Here is a 23,917-nt window from a genome sequence, read left to right on the forward strand (position 1 = left end):
TCCTCGACGAGGCGGTTCCAGTTCTCGGTCCACTTCTTCGAGCCCTCGTCCTGGAGGTCGATCGTGACGTCGGTGCCGTCCGTCGCGAACGGCTCGCCACCGGCCTGCCAGATCATCGAGGTCGCGAAGCCGGCGTCGCCGGTGTCGTTCGTGATGTACGCGTCAGGGTTGGCGGCGTGGATCGCCTTGGCCGCCTCGTAGTACTCGTCCCACGTCGTCGGCACGGCGATGCCGGCGGCGTCGAAGACGGCCTTGTTGTAGAACAGCGCCATGGGGCCCGAGTCCTGGGGGAGACCGTAGATCGCGTCACCCTCGGTGACGGAGTTCCAGGTCGACGCGGTGTAGTCGTCCTCGAAGTCCGCGAAGCCGTACTGCGAGAGGTCGGTGAACGCGTCAGTGAGTGAGAACTGCGGGAAGGCGTAGTACTCGATCTGCACGACGTCCGGTGCACCGGAGCCGGCCTTGATCGCGTTCTGCAGCTTCGTGTACTCGTCGTTGTTGGTGCCGGCGTTGACGACGTTGACCTTGACGTTCGGGTACTCCTTCATGAACGCCGCAGCCTGGTCCTCGGCGGAGGGGGTCCAGGACCAGTACGTGATCTCGCCGCCCTTCTCGAGCGCGGCCTCGACCGAGTCGAAGGAGCCGTCGCCGGCGGCTGCGCCGCTGCCGGTGTCGGAGCCTCCGGTGCTGCAACCGGCCAGCGCGAGCGCGGCGACGGTGCCGACTGCGAGCACCGTCAGGGTGCGGCGCGCAGCGGGGTTGGGAAGGTGCTTCATTGCTGTGTCCTTTCGGGGGTGCGGTCCAGCATCGGACCGCGGGGTGGTGGAGCGGTGGCGCCTACTGCTTGACGCTTCCCGCGGTGAGACCTGACTGCCAGAACCGCTGCAGCAGCAGGAAGGCGATGACGATCGGGATGATGGTGAGGAGCGAGCCCATGATCACGAGGTTGTAGATCGGCTGGGATCCGGCGCCGATGGCCTGCGAGCTCCACTGGTTCAGGCCGACCGTGAGCGGGTACCAGGCGGGGTCGGACAGCATGATCAGCGGCAGGAAGTAGTTGTTCCAGGTGGCGACCACCGTGAACAGGGCGACCGTCACGATGCCCGGTGCGAGCAGGCGCATCGAGATCGTGAAGAAGGTGCGGAACTCGCCTGCGCCGTCGATGCGCGCGGCCTCGAGCAGTTCGGTCGGGACCGATTCCGTCGCGAACACCCAGATCAGGTACAGGCCGAACGGACTGATCAGGGAGGGGATGATCACCGCCCACGGGGTGTTGGTGAGTCCGAGCTCGCTGAAGAGCAGGAACGTCGGGACCGCCAGCGCCGTGCCCGGGACCGCAACGGCGCCGAGCACGATCGCGAACACCGCAGGGCGACCGGGGAAGCGGTACTTCGCGAGGCCGTAGCCGGCCATGGTCGCGAGCAGCGTCGCGCCGCCCGCACCAACGACCACGTACAGCAGCGTGTTGCCGAGCCAGCGGAGGAAGATGCCGTCGCGGTACGAGAAGGTCGCGACCAGGTTGTCGAAGAACGCGAAGTCGTCGGCGAACCAGAGCCCGAACGAGCTGAACAGTCCTGACTGCGTCTTGGTCGAGCTGAACAGCAGCCATACCAGTGGCACCAGGGTGTACAGCGCGTACACGATCATGACGATCAGCAGCGTCTTCGACGAGCGCGGGTTCAGGTGGCCGTTGCTCTTGCGTGCAGGACGGACGAGGGGGAGTGCCATCTCAGCGCACCTCCGACTTGGAGCCGCGCAGTTGCACGACGTAGGCGATCACGGCCGTGATGACACCCATGATGATGGCGATCGTCGCGGCGTAGTTGAACTGCTGCCCTGCGAACGACAGGTTGTACGCGTACATGTTCGGGGTGAAGTACGTCGTGATCACGTTCGGTGCGAGCGGGCGGAGGATGTTGGGCTCGTTGAAGAGCTGGAAGCTGCCGATGATCGAGAAGATCGTGGCGATCACGAGAGCGCCACGCACCGACGGGATCTTGATCGAGAAGATCGTGCGCCAGACGCCTGCGCCGTCGAGCGACGCGGCCTCGTACATGTCGGTGGGGATCGTCTTGAGCGAGGAGTAGAAGATCAGCATGTTGTAGCCGACGAACTGCCAGGTCACGATGTTGCCGATCGAGACGAGGATCCACTCCTTGGCGAACGGCGTGAAGAAGGAGCTGCCGATCAGGTCGTTGAAGTTCGACGCGAGACCGAACTGGTCGCCGTAGATGTATCCCCACATCAGCACCGCGACGACCGCTGGAACGGCGTACGGCAGGAAGATCAGGATGCGGAAGAAGGATGCTCCGCGCAGCCGGGCGCTGTCGAGTGCGAGCGCCGCGGCCAGCGCCAGGGCGAGCATGATCGGCACCTGCACCACGAGGAACAGGACGACGCGGCCGAACGCCTCCCAGAACTGGGAGTCGCCGAGCGCTCGCACATAGTTGTCGAACCCGACGAAGGCGGTGCCCCCGATCAGCTTCTCCTGGAAGAAACTGAGGTACAGCGCATAGGCGAGCGGTGTGAGGAACACCAGGGCGAAGACGACCATGAACGGGCCGACGAAGGCCCATCCCTTCCAGTCGCGCTTCTCGCGGCGGCGGATGCCGGCAGCCGGCGGCGCCGCAATGATTTCAGTCGTCATCGACGAGACCTTCTCCAAGTCATGGCGCCCACTGCGCCGTGTGTCAACGTCAACATATGCGATGTGTTGGTAGTGTGTCAACGTCAACACATGAATGGATGATTTCTCGTGAGCCTGGAACCTTCGACAGAGCAGTCGCAGCGCCGCAGAGAGCCCTCGATGGAGGATGTGGCGCGCGAAGCCGGTGTCTCCGGTCAGACCGTGTCGCGCGTCGTGAACGCCCGCGGCTACGTCGGTGCCGCCACCAGGGAGCGCGTCGAGCTGGCGATGCAGCACCTCGGCTACCGCCCCAACAGCGCAGCCAGGGCGCTGCGATCAGGACGGTTCCGCACCATCGGCGTCGTGATGTTCTCGTTCAGCTCCTACGGCAATCAGCGCACGCTCGACGCGATCGCGGTGCGCGCCTCGCAGCGGGGGTACGCCCTGACGCTCATCCCGGTCGAATCCAGCGCCGTCGAGACCGTGGCCGGCGCCTTCCGCCGCATCGAGGAGCATGCGGTCGACGGCATCATCATCGTGCTCGAGGCGCATCAACTCGACGAGGCGGATGTGGAGATCCCGGAGGGCATGCCGATCGTGCTGGTCGACTCGAATCGCGGAACCACGCATCCCTTCGTCGACACCGATCAGGCGCAGGGTGCGCGACTCGCCACGGAGCATCTGCTGGGGCTCGGACACGAGACGGTGTGGCACGTGACCGGTCCAGCCGAGTCGTACTCGGCCGAGCGACGGCGTGAAGCGTGGCAGGCGACCCTCGAGGCAGCCGGGCGTCCGACACCCGAGGTGATCTTCGGCGACTGGAGCGCCGAATCCGGCTATCGCGCCGGTCTGCAGTTGCGAGGGCGCGACGATGTGACGGCCGTGTTCGCGGCGAACGACCAGATGGCGATCGGGCTCGTGCGCGCGTTCCGAGAGGCAGGGCTCGACATCCCGGACGACGTCAGCGTGGTGGGTTTCGACGGCCTGCCGGATGCCGCGCAGCTGTGGCCGCCGCTCACGACCGTGCAGCAGCACCCGGAGCGGGTCGGTGCACTGGCCGTCGATGCGCTGCTCGTGGAACTCGACGGCGGTGAGCCCCCGAGGACGCCGCTCGTGAGCACGGAGCTCGTGGTGCGGGGGAGCAGCGCCGCCCCGCGCGTCCGGTGATCCGCGTCGACCGGCCACGAGCGCCCGCTGCGTAGAGTCGAAGGCATGGCTGCGACTGTCGAGACCCCGGTCTACCGCGCTCCGATGCGCTCGCGCGACGATGCCGTGCCGCCCTGGGTCGGGCCGGAACGGGCGCTCGAGCTGGGGATCTGCGGGATCGGCGGCAGGCTGGAGCCGGCCCCTGGATCATTGGCCGAGGCGCTGGTCACGGCGGATGCGCAGGCCGGCATCCGGCTGGCGTGGCGCATCGAGCGGTTCGCGAAGGCGCCGATCGGCGCCTTCGTCTGGACGAGGGACGTCGACGGGCTGACGTATCTCGGGCGCATCGTCGGCCCGTGGACCTACGACGCCGGCGCGGCGGCAGCCGCCGCTGATCTCGTGCACGTTCGGCGCTGCGACTGGCTCGCGGACCCCGTCGACGAGGGCTCGGTGCCGCCCGACGTGCAGGCGACATTCGGCCGAGGCGGACGCAACTGGCAGCGGATCCGCGCCGCGAGCGTCAGCGCGCCGACGCTCGCGGTGTGGGACAGGTACCGCGCTGAAAAGTGAGGGTCAGCGCCAGATGGCGGCGATCGCGGCGTTCGCCGCGGTCAGGATGCCGACGAGCCAGAACATGACCGGCGGGACGGATGCTCCGCGCTTCTGCCGCGCGGTGCCGATGCCGAGGAGTGCGCCGATGATCAGCAGGAGCACGAGCTTCACGCCGATCTTCACGTAGTTCAACTCGTAGGAGATGCCCCACGGAGCCGCGAGCGCGAGGCCGGCGATCGCCGCGATCGTCATCCCGATGCTCATCAGCCGGGTGAACTCCCGCTTGCCGCCGAAGGCCTGGACGGCCCAGGCCCCGAAGAGCACGGCGAAGCCGATGAGGTGGACGAAGAGCACGATGTGGCGCAGGGTCTCCATGCCCTCACGCTACGAAGACCGCCGATATTCCGCCAGCAAGGGCAGGCTGACCTCAGCGCCGTGACGCGCTGGTTCGACCGCTCAGCCGCGCAGCTCGCGAACGAGGAGCGCGGTGCGCAGCGCGGCATCCGCTGCCTCTGCGCCCTTGTCCTCCTTCGAGCCCTCGAGACCTGCACGGTCGATGCCCTGCTGCTCGTCATCGAGGGTGAGCACGCCGAAACCGACCGGCTTGCCGGCATCGAGCGCGACCCTGGTGAGTCCGTCGGTCGTCGCAGCCGAGACGTACTCGAAGTGCGGCGTTCCGCCGCGGATGATCACGCCGAGGGCGACAACGGCGTCAGCGCCGCCGGCGAACGCTGCCTGCGCTGCGAGTGCCAGCTCGAACGAACCGGGCACCCGGACGAGCCGGTGCGTGGCCTTCGCATCGTTCAGCACGCGCTCCGCGCCGGCGATCAGGCCGTTCGTGATCACGTCATGCCAGGTGCCGGCGATGATGACGACGTCGAGTCCCCGTCCATCGATGTCGCCGGTCGTGGGTGCTCCCGAGCCGCTCATGCGTCGTCCTTTCCTTCCGCGAGAGCCTCTGCGAGCTCTTCGGCGCCGATGATGTGACCCATACGGTCACGCTTGGTCTCCAAGTACTGGTGGTTGTTCGGGCCGACGCCGACGATCAGCGGCACCTGCTCGACGACGTCGAGGCCGAGGGCGCGCAGCTGGTTCACCTTGTCGGTGTTGTTCGTCAGCAGACGCACCTTCGAGACGCCGAGATCGTTCAGGATCCCGGCCGCCGCGGCGTACTCGCGGGCATCCGCCGGCAGACCGAGCGCGAGGTTGGCGTCGACCGTGTCGAGCCCCTCCTCCTGCAGGCTGTAGGCGCGCAGCTTGTTGATCAGCCCGATGCCGCGGCCCTCGTGACCGCGCATGTAGATGACGATGCCGCCGTCCTGCTCGATCGCGTCGAGAGCGGCATCGAGCTGCGGGCCGCACTCGCACTTGAGCGAGCCGAAGGCCTCGCCGGTCAGGCATTCCGAGTGCACCCGCACGAGCGAGGTCTCGGTCGGCTCTCCCGAGACGACAGCGATGTGGTCGGTGCCGGTGACGCGATCCTTGTACGCGAGGAACCGGAACGTGCCGTGCGTGGTCGGCACCGTGGCATCCGCTCGCAGGCTCACCCGGCGACTGCTGTGCGGCCCGGCGGTGCCGTTGCGCGGATCGACCTCTTCAAGGTGCGCGATCAGCTGCTCGATCGTGATGACCGGCACCCCGTCGCGGGCTCCGAGCTCGATCAGGCCAGGGAGTCGCATCATGCTGCCGTCCTCGGCGACGACCTCGGCGATCGCGCCGACCGGACGGAGACCGGCGAGCTGCATGAGCTCGACCGCTGCCTCGGTGTGGCCGCTGCGTTCGCGCACGCCGCCGTCGACTGCACGCAGGGGCAGCACGTGTCCTGGTCGGATCAGGCTTCGCGCCGTGGACTCCGGGTTCGCCAGCACATTCAGGGTGTGCGCGCGGTCGTGCGCGCTGATGCCGGTCGTCACGCCCTCGGCGGCGTCGACGCTGACCGTGTACGCGGTGGAGCGCAGGTCTTCGCTCGCCGCGACCATCGGCTGCAGGTTGAGGCTGTCGGCGAGGTCGGTCGGCATCGGCGCGCAGATGAAGCCGGAGGACCAGCGGACCGTCCAGGCGACCCACTCGGGCGTCGCGAGCTCGGCGGAGAGGATGACGTCGCCCTCGTTCTCGCGGTTCTCGTCGTCGGCGACCAGCACTGGCCGGCCGGCGCGCAGTGCGTCGAGCGCTTCGGGGATGGTGGAAAGGCTCATCGCGAGCCTCCTTCCGGTGCAGTGCGATCGTCCGATCTGAAGGCGAGCAGACGCTCGACGTGACGGGCGAGGATATCGGTCTCCAGGTTCACGCGGTCACCGATCGCGCGGGCGCCGAGCGTGGTCGCGGCGAGGGTCTCCGGGATCAGCGAGACCTCGAGCCAGTGCGCTGCCTGGGTCCCTGAGCCTGTTCCCTGGGTCCCTGAGCCTGTTCCCTGGGTCCCTGAGCCTGTTCCCTGGGTCCCTGAGTCTGTTCCCTGGGTCCCTGGGCCTGTTCCCTGGGTCCCTGAGCCTGTCGAAGGGGCGCTCACGGCGCTCACTGTGAGCGAGGTGCCGTCGATCGAGATCGAGCCCTTGTCGACCACGAGCGGTGCGAGGTCGGCGGGAAGGCTGATCCGCAGCACGCTCCACTGCTCGCCGGGGCGCACGTCGATGACCTCGCCGACCCCGTCGACGTGCCCCTGCACGATATGTCCGCCGAGGCGGGCGCCCACCGGCATGGCCTTCTCGATGTTGACCCTGGTGCCGACCGTGGCGCCGCCGAGGGCTGCCACGTCGAGCGTCTGCTTCATCACGTCGGCGTTGAAGGTGTCGGCCGTCGATCCGACGACGGTCAGGCAGACGCCGGAGACCGCGATGGACTCGCCGTGCACGGCGTCCGCTGCAGCGCGGGGTGCGCGCACGGTCAGCCGCCAGCCGTCTCCTGCCGGGGCGATGGCGGTGATCTCGCCGATCTCCTCGATGATTCCGGTGAACATCAGACGACTCCTTCGTTCTCGACCGCCGGGTGGGCGATCGCCAGCAGGTCTGCCCCGAGGGGCACCCATTCATCGACGGTGAGGCGTCGCGCCTCGCCGATGGTCGACACCCCGATATCGGTCAGCGCCCAGCGGCTGCCGCCGAGCAGGACCGGAGCGATGTACGCCAGCACGCGGTCGGCGAGTCCTGCTGCGACGAACGCGCTGGCCAGGGTCGGCCCGCCCTCGACGAAGACGCTCTGGATGCCGCGGGCGTGCAGGTCGGCCAGCACCTGGTGCAGGTCGCGGGTGTCGAAGAAGAGGGGCTCGTGCGGGTGGCGGCGCACTGCGGCATCCGTCGGCGTCTCGCGCGAGCCGATCACGACGGGCACCGGCTGCGAGGGGAGGAGAGCGTCACCGTCACGAGCGGTGAGTGCGGGGTCGTCGGCGAGGACCGTGCCGGTGCCGACGACGATCGCATCGGCCTGCGCGCGCCGTCGGTGCACATCGGCCCTCGCATCGGGCCCGGTGATCCACTGACTGGTGCCGTCGTCGGCAGCAGCGCGTCCGTCGAGGCTCTGCGCCCATTTCACGGTGACGTGCGGGCGGCCGAGTCGCTGCGCGGTGAGCCAGCCGTCGATCACGCGGTGCGCGGCATCGGCCTGCTCGCCGCCCTCGACGTCGACGCCGGCGGCGCGCAGCCGCTCGGCTCCGCCGCCGGAGAGCACACCAGGATCGTCGAGCGCGTAGATCACCCTGGCGACACCCGCCTCGATCAGCGCGACGGCGCACGGACCGGTGCGGCCGGTGTGGTTGCAGGGTTCGAGCGTCACCACTGCGGTCGCGCCCTCGGCCTGGCCGGGGGAGAGCTTCGAGAGCGCGTCGACCTCGGCGTGCGGGGTGCCGGCGCCGTGGTGCCAGCCCTCAGCGAGGATGTCGCCGTTCGGGGAGAGGATGACGGCGCCCACCTGGGGGTTCACCCCGCGCGGACCGTGCGTTGCGAGCTCCAGCGCGCGGGTCATCGCCTGGCGCTCGTTCGCGTTCACTGCCATCCGTCGTCCTTCTCTGAGGCTCCGGGGGTTGCAGAACGCGCGCGCTGCGGCGCACCGTGCTGCCTCCCTTCCGGACTAGCGAGGTCTCCCTCGCACCACCGTCGGTCCCGGAATTCCACCGGATCGGCACCGAGGTCTCCCTCGGCGCTCGCGGACTGTCACCGCCGGTTCGGATTCTCACCGACCCCGGAGCACGTTGATGCTCTGAGTGTACTCAACGCGCCTGATGGGAATTCATTCCGCGTCATATACCTGTCACGTGCGCGGTCGGTGCCGGTCATTTGAGCAGCCGGGACAGGCGTCGGTCGGCGAGCGGCTTGCCGCCGGTCTGGCAGGTCGGGCAGTACTCGAGCGAGCGGTCGGCGAAGAACACGCTCCGGACGGTGTCGCCGCACACCGGGCAGGCTTCGCCCCGGCGGGCGTGCACCTGCATGCCGCGCCGTTTGGCATCCTTCAGGTCGGCCGGCGGCTTGCCGGATGCTTCGGCCACCGCCTCGGTGAGCGTGTGCTGCATCGACGCGAACAGCCGGTCGACGTCGTCGTCGGTCAACGTCGCGGCGATCGCGTAGGGAGACATGCGCGCGGCGTGCAGGATCTCGTCGGAGTAGGCGTTGCCGATCCCGGCGATCACGGCCTGATCGCGCAGCAGCCCCTTGATCTGGGTCCGGCGTCCATCGAGGAGCGACGCGAAGACGTCGCGCGTGAACGCGTCGTCGAGCGGATCGGGGCCGAGCCTGGCGATGCCGGGGACATCCTGCGGATCGCGGACGACGTACACGGCGAGCGACTTCTTCGTTCCTGCCTCAGTGAGATCGAAGCCGCTGCCGTCGTCGAGCGCCACGCGCAGCGCGATCGGGGTCTTTCCCGGCTTGATCAGCGTCGCCGGCAGGGTCTCGTACCAGCGCAGCCATCCCGCCTTCGCGAGGTGGAAGACGAGGTGCAGGTCGTCGCCGCACGACAGTACGATGAATTTGCCGAGCCGTGTCGCCGCCGTGATCTCCGCGCCGTGCAGCGCGGTGATCTGCGGGTCGTACGTCTTCAACGCGGCGATCGCGGCCACGCTCGTGCGGGTGATCGTGCGTCCGACAGCGCGCTCGCCGAGGAACAGCGTCAGACCTTGGACTTCCGGCATCTCCGGCATGGTGACATCCTGCCACCGGCATCCGACATCGGCACCCCTCCGGTCTGGGGAGAGCGTTCAGAGCACCGGCCACTCCGCCGGGGTGCGGTCGTCGATCGCGAGGAGGCCGGCGACCCAGCCGTCATCGCGGCCGCGCGAGCTCGTGAGCGCTCGACGCTGCAGTCCCTCGTACCGGAAGCCGAGTGCGCGGGCCGCGCGGGCGGAGGGGACGTTGCCCGCCACGGCCCGCCAGCTGATGCGGGCCAGCCCGAGTTCGGCGAAGCCCCAGTCGATGACGGCACGGGACGCCTCGACGGCATAGCCGGTGCCACGTGCCTCGGCCGTGACCCAGAAGCCCAGTTCGGCGTGACCACCCGTCGGATGGTCGGCGATGTGATGGAGTCCGATCGTGCCGATCAGCGTGCCGTCGACGCGCAGTGCCCAGATGGTCTGGGAGCCGTCGGCCCACCACTCGTCGACGAGTCGTACGAAGTCCGCGGCGTCCTGGCGTGAGTACGGGCTCGGCACGGTCGTCCACCGAGGGATCTCCGGATCCTGGCACGCCGCCGTGATCGCGTCGATGTCGTCATCCGTCGGCGCCGACAGGACGAGTCGTCCGGTCTCGAGTGTCACCTTCTCCATCCGCACACGGTACCGTCCGGCGCACCCCTGTGCCGCGCTGCCCCTCGCTGTGCCGAGCTGCCCCTCTCTGTGCCGAGCGCCCCCTTTCTGTGCCGCGCTGCCCATCTCTGCGCCGAGCGGCCCCTTTCTGTGCGAGCGGCCCCCTTTCAGACGGTCCTAAGGGGCCGGGTCGTCCGGAAAGGGGCCGCTCGCACAGGTGGGCGGGACTCTCGCACGGGACGAGACGGATGCTGGGTGACAAGCGCGAGCGGCTCGGTCGCGCTGCCGAGCGGCCCCTTTCTGTGCGAGCGGCCCCCTTTCGGACGGTCGTAAAGGGCCGGGTCGTCTCGAAAGGGGCCGCTCGGCAGGGGAGAGGAGGATGCGGAGAGGCGGCAGGGGAGAAGTGGATGCTGCGGGGAGGGACGCCCTGCCGCGCCGCGATGTCGGACGCCGCGACTAGGCTTATCCGGTGACTGTTCCCGGGATTCTGCGCGCCTTGGAAGAGGCGACCCTGTACCGAGATGCGCTCGGCTGGGCGCAGACCGACGCCGACCTCGGCCTCGTCGACGGGCTCGACGCCCCGACGCTCGCAGGGCTCCTGACCAAGCGGGCCGCTGCGGGGCATCCTGCCGCCCTCCTGGCGGTCGCGCCGACCGGCCGTCGAGCCGAGAGCGTGGCGCAGGCGCTCGGCGCCTACCTGCTGCCGGAGGCGCAGATCCTCACGTTCCCCGCGTGGGAGACGCTGCCGCACGAGCGGCTCAGCCCGAGCCCCGACACGGTCGGCCATCGACTGCAGACGCTGCGCCGCGTCGCCGAGTGGTCGGGCGATCACCCGCTCATCGTGGTGGCCTCCGTCCGCGCCGCCCTGCAGCCGATCGCCGGCAACCTCGGCGAGATCACCCCGCTCGAGCTCCGCACGAACAGCAGGGGCAACGAACTCGACACGGTCGCAGAGCAGCTCGTCGAGCGCGCGTACTCGCGAGTCGACATGGTGTCCCGCCGAGGCGAGTTCGCGGTGCGCGGCGGCATCCTCGATGTGTTCCCGCCGACGTCGGAGCATCCGTACCGCGTCGAGTTCTTCGGCGACGAGATCGACCAGATCCGCGCCTTCTCGGTCGCCGACCAGCGGTCGCTGCCCGGCGACGTCGACGGCGTCGACCTGCCGCCGAGCCGCGAGCTGCTGCTGACCGCCGATGTGCGCGACCGTGCGAGAGCCCTCATCGGCGGCTTCCCCGCGATCTCGGGGATGCTCGAGAAGATGGCAGAGGGCATCCCGGTCGAGGGCATGGAGTCCCTGCTGCCGGCGGTGTCCGGTCCGCTCAAGTCGCTGGCCGAGTACATGCCGGCGGGCAGCGCGACCGCCGTGGTCGACCCCGAGCGCTCGACCGCACGAGCGATCACGCTCGGCGACACGAACCGCGAGTTCCTCGACGCCGCGTGGAGCGCGGCGACCTCCGGCGCATCCGCCCCGATCGACCTCGGCTCGGGCGACTTCCTGACGATCGCCCAGCTGCGCGAGGTCGTCCGCGACCGCGGCGGTGTGTGGTGGCGGCTCAGCCCCTTCGGTGCAGGACTCGGCGAGGGCGACGCCGATGCGACGAACCTCGACGCCACGGTGATCCCCTCCTTCCACGGCAACGTCGACGGCGCGATCTCGTTCGTCGAGGCCAGGGTCGCGGACGGCTGGCGCGTCGTCGTCATCGCGACCGGGCAGGGACTCGTCGACCGTGCGCGCGACGTGCTCGCCGATCGCGGCATCGCCGCCAGGGTCGTCGAGGCGCTCACCGATGCCCCTGAGGGCGGCATCGCGACGCTCGTCTGCGGCTCGGTCGAGGCCGGCTACCAGGTGCCGGAGGCGAAGCTCGCGGTCCTCACGGACAACGAGTTCTACGGCCGCACGATCGGCGGCGACCAGCGCGTCGTCAAGAAGCTGGCCTCGCGCCGCAAGAACGTGGTCGACCCGCTGCAGCTCAAGCCCGGCGACTTCGTCGTGCACGGCACGCACGGCATCGGCCGCTTCGTGGAGATGACCAAGCGCGAGGTCTCCACCGGCGGGCGCAACGCCACCAAGTCGATCCGCGACTACCTCGTGCTCGAGTACGCGCCGTCCAAGCGGGGCTACCCCGGCGACAAGCTCTACGTGCCGACTGATCAGCTCGACCTGCTCTCGAAGTACGTGGGCGGCGAAGCACCGACCCTGTCGAAGATGGGCGGCAGCGACTGGTCGCAGGCGAAGGGCAAGGCACGCAAGGCCGTTCGCGACATCGCCGTCGAGCTGGTGAAGCTGTATTCGGCGCGCATGAGCGCGAAGGGCCACGCCTTCGGCCCGGACACCCCGTGGCAGCGCGAGCTGGAGGAGGCGTTCCCGTTCGCGGAGACCCCCGACCAGCTGCAGACGATCGACGAGATCAAGGCCGACATGGAGCGGCCGATCCCGATGGACCGCCTGCTCTCCGGCGACGTCGGCTTCGGCAAGACCGAGGTCGCTGTGCGTGCGGCGTTCAAGGCGATCCAGGACGGCAAGCAGGTCGCGATGCTCGTCCCGACCACGCTGCTCGTGAAGCAGCACCTCGAGACCTTCACCGAGCGATTCGCCGGCTTCCCGGTCAAGGTGCGTCCGCTCTCGCGATTCCAGACCGACAAGGAAGCGCGGCTCACGCTGCAGGGACTGCTCGAGGGTTCGGTCGACATGGTGATCGGCACCCACCGCATCCTCACCGATCAGGTGATGTTCAAGGACCTCGGTCTGATGATCATCGACGAGGAGCAGCGCTTCGGCGTCGAGCACAAGGACACGCTCAAGAAGATGAAGACGAACGTCGACATCCTCGCGATGAGCGCCACCCCGATCCCGCGAACCCTCGAGATGGCGGTGACCGGCATCCGCGAGATGTCGACGCTCGCGACGCCGCCGGAGGACCGGCATCCGATCCTCTCCTTCGTCGGCCCTCGCAGCGACAAGCAGATGGCCGCGGCGATCCGCCGCGAGATCCTCCGCGAAGGGCAGATCTTCTTCGTGCACAACCGGGTGCAGTCGATCCAGCGCGTCGCGAGCGAGCTCGCCGAACTCGTGCCGGAGGCCAGGATCGCGGTGGCGCACGGACAGATGGGCGAGCATCAGCTCGAACAGGTCGTCGACGACTTCTGGGAGCGCAAGTTCGACGTGCTCGTCTCGACGACGATCATCGAGACCGGTCTCGACATCGCGAACGCGAACACCATCATCATCGACCGTGCCGACAAGTACGGGCTCAGCCAGTTGCATCAGCTGCGCGGCCGGGTGGGTCGAGGACGCGAGCGCGCCTACGCGTACTTCCTGTACGACGAGATGAAGCCGCTCAGCGAGACCGCTGCCGACCGCCTGCAGACCATCGCGGTGAACAACGACCTCGGCTCCGGCATGCAGGTCGCGCTGAAGGACCTCGAGCTCCGCGGCGCAGGCAACATGCTGGGCGCCGAGCAGGCCGGACACATCGCCGGTGTCGGGTTCGACCTGTACCTGCGCATGATCGGCGAGGCCGTCGCGACGTTCCGCGGTGAAGACGTCGAGAGCGGACAGGAGCTGCGGCTGGAGCTGCCGCTCGACGCGCGCATCCCCGAGGACTACATCGACAGCGAGCGGCTGCGCCTCGAGGCGTACCAGAAGCTCTCCGCGGCCTCCGCAGCGACCGCGAAGGACGACGCGCTCGACCTCGTGATCGACGAACTCACCGACCGCTACGGCACGCCACCCGACGAGGTGCAGGGGTTGCTCTCCGTCGCCCGCCTGCGTCGTCGCGCCGCGCGCGCCGGACTCACGGATGTGGTCGTGATGGGGTCGAACCTGCGGATCGCCCCTGCTCGCCTCGAGGACTCGATCAAGGTGCGCCTGCAGCGGCTCTACCCGAAGGCGAAGCTCGTGGCGAGCGGCGAGGCGATGGTCGTTCCGATGCCGACCGTGCCGGCCGCGGTCGGTGTCGGCCTCGAGCCGCTGCCGGACGAAGCGCTGCTCGAATGGGTGGACCAGCTGTTCACGGCGATCTTCCCTGAGCCGGTCAAGGCCGAGTGACCTCGACTCCTAGCCGACGAGCGCGACAGGGTCAATGGCATGTGCGACGCCTGTCGAGCGGGCGGATGCTGAAGCCATGTGGATCCTGCTGATCATCCTCCTGCTGGCCTGGGCCGCACTGGCCGTGCTCGGTTTCGTCGTCAAGGGCCTCGTCTGGCTCGCCGTGCTCGGCATCGTCCTGTTCCTCGCGACGGTCGTGATCGGGATGCTGCGCGGCAGAGCGGCGACGAAGAAGTAGCGCGCTGACCGACGCGGGGCGCACTACGCTGACCTCATGTTGTACGAGCACCTCGGGGCTCGGCCCCGGATCCATGACACCGCCGTCGTCGCTCCCACCGCCGTGATCTCCGGCGATGTCGAGATCGGCGCCGGCTGCCAGGTCCTGCACGGCGCCGTGATCACGGCAGAGGGCGGGCCGATCACGCTCGGAGAGCATGTCATCGTGATGGAGAACGCGCTGATCCGCGCGACCGCGGCGCACGCCGTGCACATCGGATCGCACACACTGATCGGCACGCTCTCGAGCATCGCCGGCGCGACGGTCGGCGAGGAGGTCTTCCTCGCCTCCGGCTCACGCCTCTTCAACGGCGCGCTGATCGGACCTCGCTGCGAAGTTCGCGTCAACGCGATCGTGCTGCGTCGAGCCGTGCTGCCCGAAGGCACCGTCGTGCCGATCGGCTGGGTGGCCGTCGGCGATCCGGCGCAGCTGTTCTCGCCGGATCGCGAGGAGGAGATCGCCGCAGCACAGCCCGACCTCGACTTCCCCGGTCACGTGTTCGGCGTCGATCGTGACACGCCCGACCTCATGGTGCAGCTGACCGAGCGCTACGGCAGCTCGCTCGCGCGGCATGCGGACGACGTGAGCATCGACGGCACGCACCGCGGGCAGCACCGCGCATGACGGACGGCACAGGCCTGGTCCGTCCCGATGTCAGCACAGCGGATGCCGCGCGCATCGCGCTCGAGTGCTACGGCGTCACGGCGACTGCCGAGGAGCTCGGCAGCAACCAGGATCGGAACTTCCTGCTCACGGCCGACGACGGCACGACGAGCGTGCTGCGGATCGACAATCCCGTCTTCGGCGATGATGCTCGCGATGCCCAGCATGCCGCGCTCGACGCCTACCGCGACGCCGGCGTCAGCGTCCCTGCCGTGCTCCCTGGACTCGACGGTGCCCTCACGCAGCGCTGGAGCGGTTTCGCCGCACGTCGCAGCGAGTTCGCGCCGGGGGAGCCGCTGGTCGACGCCGGGTACCTCGCCCCGGTGGTCCTCGCCGAGTTCGGGGCGCTCGCCGCGGCATCCGTGAACGCACTGGCCTCCCTCGACCACCACGGTCTCGATCGCGAGCAGATGTGGGACATGCGGGTGGCGCATGAGCAGGTCGAGGCGCTCGCCCCGTCGATCGCCGACTCCGTGCTCCGCGGGCGGGTGCTGCGCGCAGCGGCGAAGGCGGGTGCCGCGCTCGCGCCGCTCGTCGAGGCATTGCCGGTGCAGGCGATCCACGGCGACCTCACCGACGACAACGTGATGGGGGAGCGCGGTGCGGATTCCCGGCTGCACCCGCACACGGTCCTCGACCTCGGCGATCTCGCGCTCGGGTGGCGCGTCGCGGAGCTCGCGGTGTGCGTCTCGTCGATGCTGCATCACGAGCCGGAGCGACCGCTGCGGGTGCTCGAGACCGTCGCCGCCTTCCACCTGGATGCGCCGCTGCACGAGGCAGAGGCTCGGGCGGTCTGGCCGCTCGTGGTGCTCCGCGCCGCGCTGCTGGTGGCGAGCGGGTGGCGTCAGCTCGAGATCGACGGTGCGAACGACTACGCGAGGGAGCGGATCGCCGGCGAGCAGGCGATCTTCGACGCCGCCACGCTGCTGCCGCTCGTCGAGATGACCGAGCACGTGCTCGCCACGGTCGGGACAGCCGACGGCGGATTCGATGCGGCTGATCTCGCAGGGGAGTCGGATGCCGCTCCGCTCGCCGCGCTGCTGCCTGACCTCACCGGTCGGGTGGCCGTGATCGACCCCGGTGTCGAGTCCGCCGCGCTCGACGCCGGGCGCTGGCTCGACGAGACGGCGGAGCAGGGGCTGATCGACGACGCGATCGAACTCGGCGTCGCCGTGGCCGTGCTGCCCTACGGCGCGTTCCGACTGACGCGTGCGACCGTCGACAGCGCTCAGTCGGGAGAGACCTGGGCGACCGCGTGCGAGCTGCACTTCCCCGCCGGCACGCGGGCGAGGGTGACGGCGCCGGCGACCGGACGGGTGACGCAGCGGGGCGGCGTCGCGCGCATGGTCCTCGACCACGAAGGGTCGGATGATCACCCGGAATGGGTGCTCGAGATCTCGGGCCTCGACGCCGAGGAGCGGCGCGAGCGTCCGCTGAGCGCCGGCGAGACGCTGGGTTGGCTCGCGGCGCCGTTCGAGCCGCGGCGGATGACGGTCGGCATCCACCGGGCGGATGCCCCCGAACGCCAGGCGGACGGAGCGGCACTGGTCGCCCCGGAGCGCGTGCCTGCGTGGCGTCGCCTCACCGTGGACCCTGCGCCGCTGCTCGGGCTGCCGTCCTTCGTGCAGGACGACGAGGCAGATGCAGAGCTGCATCGCCGCGAACGGATCTTCGCCGCCGCCCAGGAGCGCTACTACGAGCATCCGCCGCAGATCGAACGCGGCTGGCGGCACCACCTGATCGACACCACCGCCCGCACGTACGTCGACATGGTGAACAACGTCGCCGGCCTCGGCCACGCGCATCCGAAGGTCGCGGATGCCGCCGCGCGCCAGCTGCGAACGCTCGCCACGAACTCCCGCTTCCTGTTCCGCGATCTCGCCGAGTACAGCGAACGGCTGCTCGCCCTGATGCCGGCGGGCGGCGACCTCGACACGGTGCTGCTGGTGAACAGCGGCTCCGAGGCGGTCGATCTCGCGATCCGGCTGGCGCAGGCGGCCACCGGCCGCCGAACGGTCGTCGCGCTGCGCGAGGCGTACCACGGATGGACGATGGCCAGCGATGCGGTCACCACCAGCGCCTACGACAACCCCTTCGCCCTGGCAACGCGCCCGGACTGGGTGCACGTCGCCGATGTCCCGAACCGATTCCGCGGGACGTACCGCGGTGACGATGTGGCCGGCGACTACCTCGCCGATCTCGCGACCGACCTGGCGCTGCTCGATGACGAAGGCCGCGAGGTGGCCGCGTTCCTGTGCGAGTCGATCCTCGGCAACGCCGGCGGCGTGGTGCTCCCGGACGGCTACCTCGCCGGTGCCTATGCGCAGGTCAGGGCGGCGGGCGGGCTGTGCATCGCCGACGAGGTGCAGGTCGGATTCGGCCGCATGGGTTCTGCCTTCTGGGGTTTCGAGCTCGCCGGTGTCGTGCCCGACATCGTCACGATCGCGAAGCCGATGGGCAACGGCTATCCGATCGGCGGGGTCATCACCTCGAAGCGCATCGCGGACGCCCTGTCGACGCAGGGGCAGTTCTTCTCCTCTGGCGGGGGCAGCACGCTCAGCTGCCGGGTCGGCATCGCGGTGCTCGATGCGATGGTCGAGGACGACCTGCAGCGCAATGCCGCGGTGGTCGGCGAGCACCTCGCCGCCGGACTTCGCGAGCTCGCCGACCGGCATCCGCTCGTCGGGGTCGTGCACGGCGAGGGGCTCTATCTCGGTGTCGAACTCGTGCGGGACCGCGACACCATGGAACCCGCGGCAGCAGAGGCGGCGGCGATCTGCGAGCGGATGCGCGAACTCGGCGTCATCGTGCTCACGACCTCCGAGCGATCCAACGTGTTGAAGATCAAACCGCCGCTGTGTCTCACGGCGCAGAGCGCCGACCACGTGGTCGCGATGCTGGACCGGGCGCTCACCGACGGATGGTGAACAGCGCCGCCTTCGAATCCCGTGCAGTTTTCGTTTGTTACATGCGCATTTCGTACCTGAATTGGGGGTCGCGCTGAGGAATCCCGTGGGTCCATACTGATGCACAGCGTCGGACGACCCGCGGTCCGACCCATGCGCTGTTCCCCGAGGAGTACACATGGCCACGAAGACAAAGCCGCTCGCGCAAGGCGGAGGGACGCTCAGGCGGAACCTCGGACTCTGGGCGATCGTCGGACTCGGGCTCGGATACATGACGCCGACGGTCGTCTTCGACACCTTCGGCATGGTCGCCCGCGACACCGACAACGTGGTGCCGGCCGCGTACCTCGTCGCACTCGTCGTGATGGTCTTCACCGCGATCAGCTACGGCAAGATCTCCGGGGCGATCCCGAGTGCCGGCTCCGCGTACACGTACGTGCGCGAGTCGATCCACCCGAACCTGGGCTTCATGGTCGGCTGGACCTCACTGATCGACTACGTCCTCCTGCCGATGGTCAACTGCCTCATCATCCGGAGCTACCTCGAGGCGCTGTTCCCCGACATCCCCGGCTGGATCTGGGTCGTGCTCTACTGCATCCTCGTCACCAGCATCATCTACCTGACGATGCGCGGCACCTCGAACCTGAACATGATCCTGCTGGTGTTCTCGATCATCGTGATGGCGGTCTTCGTCGTGCTCGTCGTCGCACAGCTCATGCGCGGCGAGGGAGCCGGCACGATCGCCTCGGTCGCGCCGTTCCTGCACGACGGCGCCACGATGAGCGCGGTGCTGATGGGCGCCACGATCGTCTGCTTCTCGTTCATCGGCTTCGACGCCGTCACGATGTACGCGGAGGAGGCGAAGGACCCGAAGATCATGCCGAAGGCGATTCTGCTCACGGTGCTCCTCGGCGGCGCCATCTTCCTGATCGCCGGCTACCTCTCGCAGCTGCGCTTCCCGGACTGGAACGAGTTCGCCCCAGGTGGAGACATGCAGTTCGTCGAGGACTCCACGCTGCCGATCATCGGCAATCTGGTCGGCGGCCCGGTGCTGATGGCCGTGCTCACCGCGGCCGGCTTCTGCGCCACACTCGCCTCCGGCCTCGCCTCGCACGCCTCGGTGTCTCGCATGCTGCTGGTGATGGGTCGCAACAACGTGCTGCCGCAGAAGGTGTTCGGCTACATCAACCCGAAGACGCACACGCCGACGTTCAACATCGTGCTGGTCGGTGCGATCTCGCTGCTGGCGATCCCGTTCACGCTCGAGCTGATCGCCGCGTGGATCAACTTCGGCGCGCTGATCGCCTTCACGTTCGTCAACATCTCGGTGATCGCCTGGTTCGCGATCCGGAAGGGGCGTCGCAAGACCCCGAGCGACGTCTTCCACTTCATCGTGATGCCGGGCATCGGCATGGTCCTCACCGGACTCCTGTGGGCGAACCTCCACGAGGATGCCCTGCGCGGCGGGCTGGTGTGGACCGTGATCGGGCTCATCTACCTCGCGATCATCACGAAGGGATTCCGCAAGAAGGTCGTCGCCTTCGACGAGAACCAGGCGGTGACCGGGTACAACAAGGTCGTCACGGTGCCGGTCGACGAGAGCTGACCGAGCACCCTGACACGGGAAGAGCCGCCTTCCGGGAGGGGAGGCGGCTCTTCTCGTCGAATCGGTGACGGATCAGATGACGCCCTGTGCGAGCATCGCCGCGGCGACCCGCTCGAAGCCGGCGATGTTCGCACCGGCGACGTAGTCGCCCGCGACGCCATGGCGCTCTGCAGCATCGAAGGCGGCGCTGTGGATGTCTGACATGATCTCGCGCAGCTTGTTCTCGCTGTCGCCGAAGCTCCAGCGCTGACGCGAGGCGTTCTGGCTCATCTCGAGCGCCGAGGTGGCGACGCCGCCCGCGTTCGCGGCCTTGCCAGGTGCGAAGAGCACACCGGCCTGCTGGAACGCGTCGACCGCTGCCGGGACGCAGGGCATGTTCGCGCCCTCGGACACCGCGCGCACGCCGTTCGCGATCAGTGCCTCGGCGTCGGCGAGGCTGACCTCGTTCTGCGTCGCGGAGGGCACTGCGATGTCGACCGGCACCTCCCAGACACTGCCGCTCTCGACGAAGCGTGCACTCGGACGACGGTTCGCGTACTCGACGATGCGCGCGCGCTCGACCTCCTTCAGCTGACGCAGCAGGTCGAGATCGATCCCTGCGTCGTCGACGACGTAGCCGGAGGAATCGGATGCCGTGACGGCCACAGCCCCCAGCTGGGTCGCCTTCTGGATCGCGTAGATCGCCACGTTGCCGGAGCCGGAGATGCCCACGCGCTTGCCTTCGAGCGAGTCGCCGTGCACCGCGAGCATCTCCTGTGCGAAGAACACCGCGCCGTAGCCGGTGGCCTCCGTGCGCACCTGCGCGCCGCCCCAGCCGGTGCCCTTGCCGGTGAACATGCCCGACTCGTGGCGGTTGGTGACCTTGCGGTACTGCCCGAAGAGGTAGCCGATCTCGCGACCGCCGACCCCGATGTCGCCGGCTGGGACGTCGGTGTGCTCGCCAAGGTGACGGTAGAGCTCGTTCATGAACGACTGGCAGAAGCGCATGACCTCGGCGTCGGAGCGGCCGTGCGGGTTGAAGTCCGAACCGCCCTTGCCGCCGCCGATGCCCTGGCCGGTCAGGGCGTTCTTGAAGATCTGCTCGAAGCCGAGGAACTTGATGATCGAGAGGTTCACCGAGGGGTGGAAGCGGAGTCCGCCCTTGTACGGTCCGAGCACCGAGGAGAACTGGATGCGGTAGCCGCGGTTGACCTGCAGCGTGCCCGAGTCGTCGACCCACGGCACGCGGAACAGGATCTGGCGCTCCGGCTCGACGAGTCGTTCGAGGATGCCGCCGTCGACGTACTCCGGGTGCGCGGCCAGGACCGGTGCGATCGAATGCAGCACCTCATGCACGGCCTGGTGGAACTCGGGTTCGTGCGGGCTGCGCGACAGCACCGTGTCGAAGACGGGCTGCACTGCTGCGTCGAGGGGATGGAAATCGGCAGGGGTCTTGGCGGTCACGCGGAAGGCTCTCTCAATGGGGGATTGTCGTGCAGGCGATCGTGTCGCGTGAGGCTGCGCCGGATCGGGCGCGAGTTTTCACTCTATCGCCCGCATCCACGGGCGCAGGTCGGGGGTCACCCGGTGTTCTGCAGGCCGGCGGCGACGCCGCTGACCGACAGCAGGAGCAGGCGCTGCTGCTCGGCATCCGCACCGGAACCGGTGGCGTCCTCGGCCGCGGCGGAGCGCAGCGCACGAAGCGCGCGCAGCTGCAGCAGCGAGAGGGCGTCGACGTACGGACTGCGCAGCTGCACCGCGCGCTGGAGCACCGGCTTGTTCACGAGCAGGCCGTCACCGCCCGTCAGGCGGATCACCCACTCGCGGGTCAGGGCGAGCTCGTCGAGCACGAGGGCTGCGAGGTCGTCGCGGTCGCCGAGTGCGAGGTACTGGCGGGCGATGCGCTCGTCGGTCTTCGCGAGGCTCATCGCGACGTTGTCGATCATGGTGCGCAGCAGTGGCCATTCGCGGTACGCCTCGACCAGCATCGCCTCATCGCCGACGGCTTCCAGTGCCGTGCCGAGGCCGAACCAGCCGGCGAGGTTGATGCGAGCCTGCGTCCACGCGAACACCCACGGGATCGCCCGCAGGTCTTCGAGGGATTCGACCGAGAGTCCGCGGCGGGCCGGACGCGAGCCGAGGGCGAGCAGTCCGATCTCCTCCATCGGGGTGACGGTGGCGAACCACGGCGCGAAGCCCTCTGCCTTCACGAGCGAGAAGAAGCGTTCACGCGAGGAGACGTCCATGACTGCGGCGACCTCGGCGTAGCGGGCGGCCGCACCGCTCGTGCGCTCCTCGACCGAGGGCGAGGATGCGAGCAGGGTGGCGGCGGCGACCTGGTCGATGTGCCGCATGGCGATCGCGGGCTCGCCGTAGCGCGCGAAGATGACCTCGCCCTGCTCGGTGAGCTTGAAGCGGCCGTCGACCGAGTGCGGCGGCTGCGCCAGGATCGCGGAGTTGGCGGGTCCGCCGCCGCGGCCGAGCGCACCGCCGCGGCCGTGGAACAGGGTCAGCTCGATGTCGGCGTCCTTCGCCCAGAGGGCGATCTTCTCCTGCGCCTCGTAGAGGGCGAGGTTCGCGGCGACGGGCCCGACGTCCTTCGAGGAGTCGGAGTAGCCGAGCATGACCTCGAGGCGATTGCCGGTCGCGGCCATGCGCGCCCGGAACTCGGGGAAGGTGACGGCTTCCGCCAGGATCTCCGGCGCTGCCTGCAGATCGGCGAAGGTCTCGAAGAGCGGCACGACGTCGAGCACCGGCGCGTCGTCACCGAGCGCGTGCTTCGCGAGACGATGCACGTTCGCGAGATCGGATGCCGCCTGCGTGAACGACACCACATAGCGGCCGGCCGCCTGCAGACCGCGGTCGCGCTGGATCTCGGCGATCACGCGGAAGAGCTCGAGCACCTCTTCCGTCTGCGCGCTGATGGGCTCGCCGCTCTCGAGCTCGGCGAGGGCCGTGGCGTGCACCTGCGAGTGCTGGCGCACCTCGAGCTCGGTGAGATGGAAGCCGTAGGTCTCGACCTGCCAGATCAGGTGCTGCACGCCGCCGAAGGCATGACGCTTCGCGCCGCTGTCGGCGAGCGAGGTCTGCACGGCGCGCAGGTCGTCGAGCAGTTCCTCCGGACGCGAGTAGCGGTGCGCGCTGTCACCCTGACGGGTGGCGCTGACGCGGTGCGCGAGTGCCAGGAGCACGCGACGGTGCGGCTCTTCGGGGGAGCGTGCGGCGAGTTCGGTGGCGAGCTCGGGCTCGGCGGAGGCGAAGCGATCCCACAGGGCGACGACCTCGACGCTCGGGGGCGTGCCATCGGCGTCGAGCGTGAGGGTGCGGCCGATGCGCTCGAGCGCACGCTCGAGTCCGCGGAGCACGTGGTCGGCCGCGATCCTCGAGGCCTCGCGGGTGACGGATGCCGTCACGAAGGGGTTGCCGTCGCGGTCGCCGCCGACCCAGGAGCCGACACGCACGAACGCGGGCACGACCGGGGCGCTGGAGCCGGACTCCTCGCCGCGCAGTGCGTCGTCGATCCGGCGGTACACGTGCGGGACGGTCGTGAAGAGCGTCTCGTCGAACACGCTCATGACCGTGCGCACCTCATCGGTGGGCGAGGGCTTCTGCGAACGAAGCGGCGCGGTGCGCCACAGGGTGTCGATCTCCTCCAGCATCCGACGCTGGGCACGGTGGGCCTCCGCGCCGCCTTCGCTCGCCGCATCGTGCTGTGTGAGCAGTTCGGAGAGACGGCGGATGCTCGACGACACCGCGCGACGTCGCGCCTCGGTGGGGTGTGCGGTGAAGACGGGGTGGAAGCGCAGACCGGCCAGGCGGCGGCGCGCCTCGTCCTCGCCGACCTCGTGCTTGAGCTGCGCGTAGGCGGTCGCGACCGTGTCGGCCGGTCGATCCTGGGTCCCTGCGGCGGCGCCCTGGGTCCCTGCGGCGGCGCCCTGGGCCCCTGCGGCGGCGCCCTGGGCCCCTGAGCTTGTCGAAGGGCCGGGCTGTCCTGCGCGCTCGCGCAGCACCCGCACACGCTGGTGCTCCTCGGCGAGGTTCACGAGGTGGAAGTAGCAGGTGAAGGCGCGGGCGACCTCGTCTGCACGGGCGACCGTGAACGACTCGGCGATGGCCGCGGCGCGCTCGAACGCGTCGGGAGTCTCCTCGTCGTAGGCCTGGATCGTCGCGAGACGCAGACGCTCGACATCGTCGAACAGCGCGTCGCCGCCGGACTCGCGCAGCACCTGACCGAGCAGGTTGCCGAGCATCCTGACGTCGGAGCGCATCGCATCCGGTATGCCACGACCGGCCTCGAAACGGCCGATCACACGGATCGCCTCGGTGTTCGTGGGCTCGGGGAATGTCTGTGCGGGGGTCACCGTTCGAGAGTATCCCGGGTCGGAGGCG

19 protein-coding genes and 1 riboswitch are annotated in these 23,917 nt (G+C 69.2%); of the genes, 7 read left to right on the plus strand and 12 right to left on the minus strand.

Annotation, left to right across the window (positions count from 1 at the left end; genetic code table 11):
• From V7Z82_RS00005 to V7Z82_RS00015, 3 genes are all read right to left on the minus strand, one after another.
• Positions 1 to 776: ABC transporter substrate-binding protein (locus V7Z82_RS00005; protein ID WP_334146657.1), on the minus strand; the 776-nt coding region annotated here is incomplete at its 3' end.
• Between the two features lie 61 nt (positions 777 to 837).
• On the minus strand, positions 838 to 1,728 hold the full coding sequence (locus tag V7Z82_RS00010; RefSeq protein ID WP_442927489.1) for a carbohydrate ABC transporter permease: 891 nt from the start codon (positions 1,726 to 1,728) through the stop codon (positions 838 to 840).
• 1 nt (position 1,729) lies between these two features.
• Positions 1,730 to 2,647 carry a carbohydrate ABC transporter permease gene (locus tag V7Z82_RS00015; RefSeq protein WP_334146659.1) on the minus strand — a complete coding sequence of 306 codons (918 nt, stop codon included), beginning with the start codon at positions 2,645 to 2,647 and terminating at the stop codon, positions 1,730 to 1,732.
• Positions 2,648 to 2,806: 159 nt separating this feature from the next.
• On the opposite strand from V7Z82_RS00015, the gene V7Z82_RS00020 reads away from it, so the two are divergent.
• On the plus strand, positions 2,807 to 3,793 hold the full coding sequence (locus tag V7Z82_RS00020) for a LacI family DNA-binding transcriptional regulator (RefSeq protein ID WP_442927575.1): 987 nt from the start codon (positions 2,807 to 2,809) through the stop codon (positions 3,791 to 3,793).
• 45 nt (positions 3,794 to 3,838) lie between these two features.
• On the plus strand, positions 3,839 to 4,342 hold the full coding sequence (locus V7Z82_RS00025; protein WP_334146663.1) for a GAF domain-containing protein: 504 nt from the start codon (positions 3,839 to 3,841) through the stop codon (positions 4,340 to 4,342).
• Positions 4,343 to 4,345: 3 nt separating this feature from the next.
• On the opposite strand, the gene V7Z82_RS00030 is transcribed toward V7Z82_RS00025, so the two are convergent.
• The 7 genes from V7Z82_RS00030 to V7Z82_RS00060 all read right to left on the minus strand — a co-directional run bounded on the left by V7Z82_RS00030 (position 4,346) and on the right by V7Z82_RS00060 (position 10,070).
• Complete coding sequence (locus tag V7Z82_RS00030) at positions 4,346 to 4,699, minus strand: Fe-S protein (RefSeq protein WP_334146665.1); 354 nt, start codon at positions 4,697 to 4,699, stop codon at positions 4,346 to 4,348.
• Positions 4,700 to 4,780: 81 nt separating this feature from the next.
• Positions 4,781 to 5,254, minus strand: a complete 474-nt coding sequence (gene ribH / locus V7Z82_RS00035; RefSeq protein WP_334146667.1) for a 6,7-dimethyl-8-ribityllumazine synthase — start codon at positions 5,252 to 5,254, stop codon at positions 4,781 to 4,783.
• Positions 5,251 to 6,519, minus strand: coding sequence for a GTP cyclohydrolase II (gene ribA / locus V7Z82_RS00040; RefSeq protein WP_334146669.1), 1,269 nt, complete (start codon positions 6,517 to 6,519; stop codon positions 5,251 to 5,253). Before ribA ends, ribH begins: the two co-directional genes overlap by 4 nt.
• A complete protein-coding gene (locus V7Z82_RS00045; protein WP_334146671.1) occupies positions 6,516 to 7,277 on the minus strand; it encodes a riboflavin synthase in 762 nt (253 codons plus the stop codon). The genes ribA and V7Z82_RS00045 overlap by 4 nt, the downstream gene beginning before the upstream one ends.
• Positions 7,277 to 8,308 (minus strand): bifunctional diaminohydroxyphosphoribosylaminopyrimidine deaminase/5-amino-6-(5-phosphoribosylamino)uracil reductase RibD, encoded by a 1,032-nt coding sequence (gene ribD / locus V7Z82_RS00050; RefSeq protein WP_334146673.1) that lies wholly within the window; start codon positions 8,306 to 8,308, stop codon positions 7,277 to 7,279. Before ribD ends, V7Z82_RS00045 begins: the two co-directional genes overlap by 1 nt.
• 53 nt (positions 8,309 to 8,361) lie before the next feature.
• A riboswitch (FMN riboswitch) is annotated at positions 8,362 to 8,506 on the minus strand.
• A gap of 79 nt (positions 8,507 to 8,585) precedes the next feature.
• On the minus strand, positions 8,586 to 9,449 hold the full coding sequence (locus V7Z82_RS00055; RefSeq protein ID WP_334146675.1) for an Fpg/Nei family DNA glycosylase: 864 nt from the start codon (positions 9,447 to 9,449) through the stop codon (positions 8,586 to 8,588).
• Positions 9,450 to 9,506: 57 nt separating this feature from the next.
• A complete protein-coding gene (locus tag V7Z82_RS00060; RefSeq protein WP_334146677.1) occupies positions 9,507 to 10,070 on the minus strand; it encodes a GNAT family N-acetyltransferase in 564 nt (187 codons plus the stop codon).
• Positions 10,071 to 10,518: 448 nt separating this feature from the next.
• Here V7Z82_RS00060 and mfd point away from each other — a divergent pair, with 448 nt between their 5' ends.
• From mfd to V7Z82_RS00085, 5 genes are all read left to right on the plus strand, one after another.
• Positions 10,519 to 14,097 (plus strand): transcription-repair coupling factor, encoded by a 3,579-nt coding sequence (gene mfd, locus V7Z82_RS00065; RefSeq protein WP_334146679.1) that lies wholly within the window; start codon positions 10,519 to 10,521, stop codon positions 14,095 to 14,097.
• A 76-nt stretch (positions 14,098 to 14,173) separates the two neighbouring features.
• Complete coding sequence (locus V7Z82_RS00070) at positions 14,174 to 14,335, plus strand: hypothetical protein (RefSeq protein WP_334146681.1); 162 nt, start codon at positions 14,174 to 14,176, stop codon at positions 14,333 to 14,335.
• A 36-nt stretch (positions 14,336 to 14,371) separates the two neighbouring features.
• Positions 14,372 to 14,998, plus strand: a complete 627-nt coding sequence (locus V7Z82_RS00075; protein ID WP_334146682.1) for a gamma carbonic anhydrase family protein — start codon at positions 14,372 to 14,374, stop codon at positions 14,996 to 14,998.
• A complete protein-coding gene (locus V7Z82_RS00080) occupies positions 14,995 to 17,964 on the plus strand; it encodes an aminotransferase (RefSeq protein ID WP_334146684.1) in 2,970 nt (989 codons plus the stop codon). The genes V7Z82_RS00075 and V7Z82_RS00080 overlap by 4 nt, the downstream gene beginning before the upstream one ends.
• 157 nt (positions 17,965 to 18,121) lie before the next feature.
• The gene (locus tag V7Z82_RS00085) at positions 18,122 to 19,549 is read left to right on the plus strand and encodes an APC family permease (protein ID WP_334146686.1); all 1,428 of its coding nucleotides are present in this window, start codon (positions 18,122 to 18,124) and stop codon (positions 19,547 to 19,549) included.
• A gap of 72 nt (positions 19,550 to 19,621) precedes the next feature.
• Here the strand turns inward: V7Z82_RS00085 and gdhA are convergent, their stop codons facing one another.
• Positions 19,622 to 20,992, minus strand: coding sequence for an NADP-specific glutamate dehydrogenase (gene gdhA, locus V7Z82_RS00090; RefSeq protein ID WP_334146688.1), 1,371 nt, complete (start codon positions 20,990 to 20,992; stop codon positions 19,622 to 19,624).
• 116 nt (positions 20,993 to 21,108) lie between these two features.
• A complete protein-coding gene (locus V7Z82_RS00095; protein ID WP_334146690.1) occupies positions 21,109 to 23,889 on the minus strand; it encodes a phosphoenolpyruvate carboxylase in 2,781 nt (926 codons plus the stop codon).
• Positions 23,890 to 23,917 lie beyond the last annotated feature (28 nt).

This window comes from Microbacterium sp., assembly GCF_036823965.1.
GTDB lineage: Bacteria > Actinomycetota > Actinomycetes > Actinomycetales > Microbacteriaceae > Microbacterium.

Coding starts and splice junctions, on each gene's coding strand:
- V7Z82_RS00010 (WP_442927489.1), bottom strand. CDS start 1,728: ATGGCACTCCCCCTCGTCCGTCCTGCACGCAAGAGCAACGGCCACCTG.
- V7Z82_RS00015 (WP_334146659.1), bottom strand. CDS start 2,647: ATGACGACTGAAATCATTGCGGCGCCGCCGGCTGCCGGCATCCGCCGC.
- V7Z82_RS00020 (WP_442927575.1), top strand. CDS start 2,807: ATGGAGGATGTGGCGCGCGAAGCCGGTGTCTCCGGTCAGACCGTGTCG.
- V7Z82_RS00025 (WP_334146663.1), top strand. CDS start 3,839: ATGGCTGCGACTGTCGAGACCCCGGTCTACCGCGCTCCGATGCGCTCG.
- V7Z82_RS00030 (WP_334146665.1), bottom strand. CDS start 4,699: ATGGAGACCCTGCGCCACATCGTGCTCTTCGTCCACCTCATCGGCTTC.
- ribH (WP_334146667.1), bottom strand. CDS start 5,254: ATGAGCGGCTCGGGAGCACCCACGACCGGCGACATCGATGGACGGGGA.
- ribA (WP_334146669.1), bottom strand. CDS start 6,519: ATGAGCCTTTCCACCATCCCCGAAGCGCTCGACGCACTGCGCGCCGGC.
- V7Z82_RS00045 (WP_334146671.1), bottom strand. CDS start 7,277: ATGTTCACCGGAATCATCGAGGAGATCGGCGAGATCACCGCCATCGCC.
- ribD (WP_334146673.1), bottom strand. CDS start 8,308: ATGGCAGTGAACGCGAACGAGCGCCAGGCGATGACCCGCGCGCTGGAG.
- V7Z82_RS00055 (WP_334146675.1), bottom strand. CDS start 9,449: ATGCCGGAGATGCCGGAAGTCCAAGGTCTGACGCTGTTCCTCGGCGAG.
- V7Z82_RS00060 (WP_334146677.1), bottom strand. CDS start 10,070: ATGGAGAAGGTGACACTCGAGACCGGACGACTCGTCCTGTCGGCGCCG.
- V7Z82_RS00070 (WP_334146681.1), top strand. CDS start 14,174: ATGTGGATCCTGCTGATCATCCTCCTGCTGGCCTGGGCCGCACTGGCC.
- V7Z82_RS00075 (WP_334146682.1), top strand. CDS start 14,372: ATGTTGTACGAGCACCTCGGGGCTCGGCCCCGGATCCATGACACCGCC.
- V7Z82_RS00080 (WP_334146684.1), top strand. CDS start 14,995: ATGACGGACGGCACAGGCCTGGTCCGTCCCGATGTCAGCACAGCGGAT.
- V7Z82_RS00085 (WP_334146686.1), top strand. CDS start 18,122: ATGGCCACGAAGACAAAGCCGCTCGCGCAAGGCGGAGGGACGCTCAGG.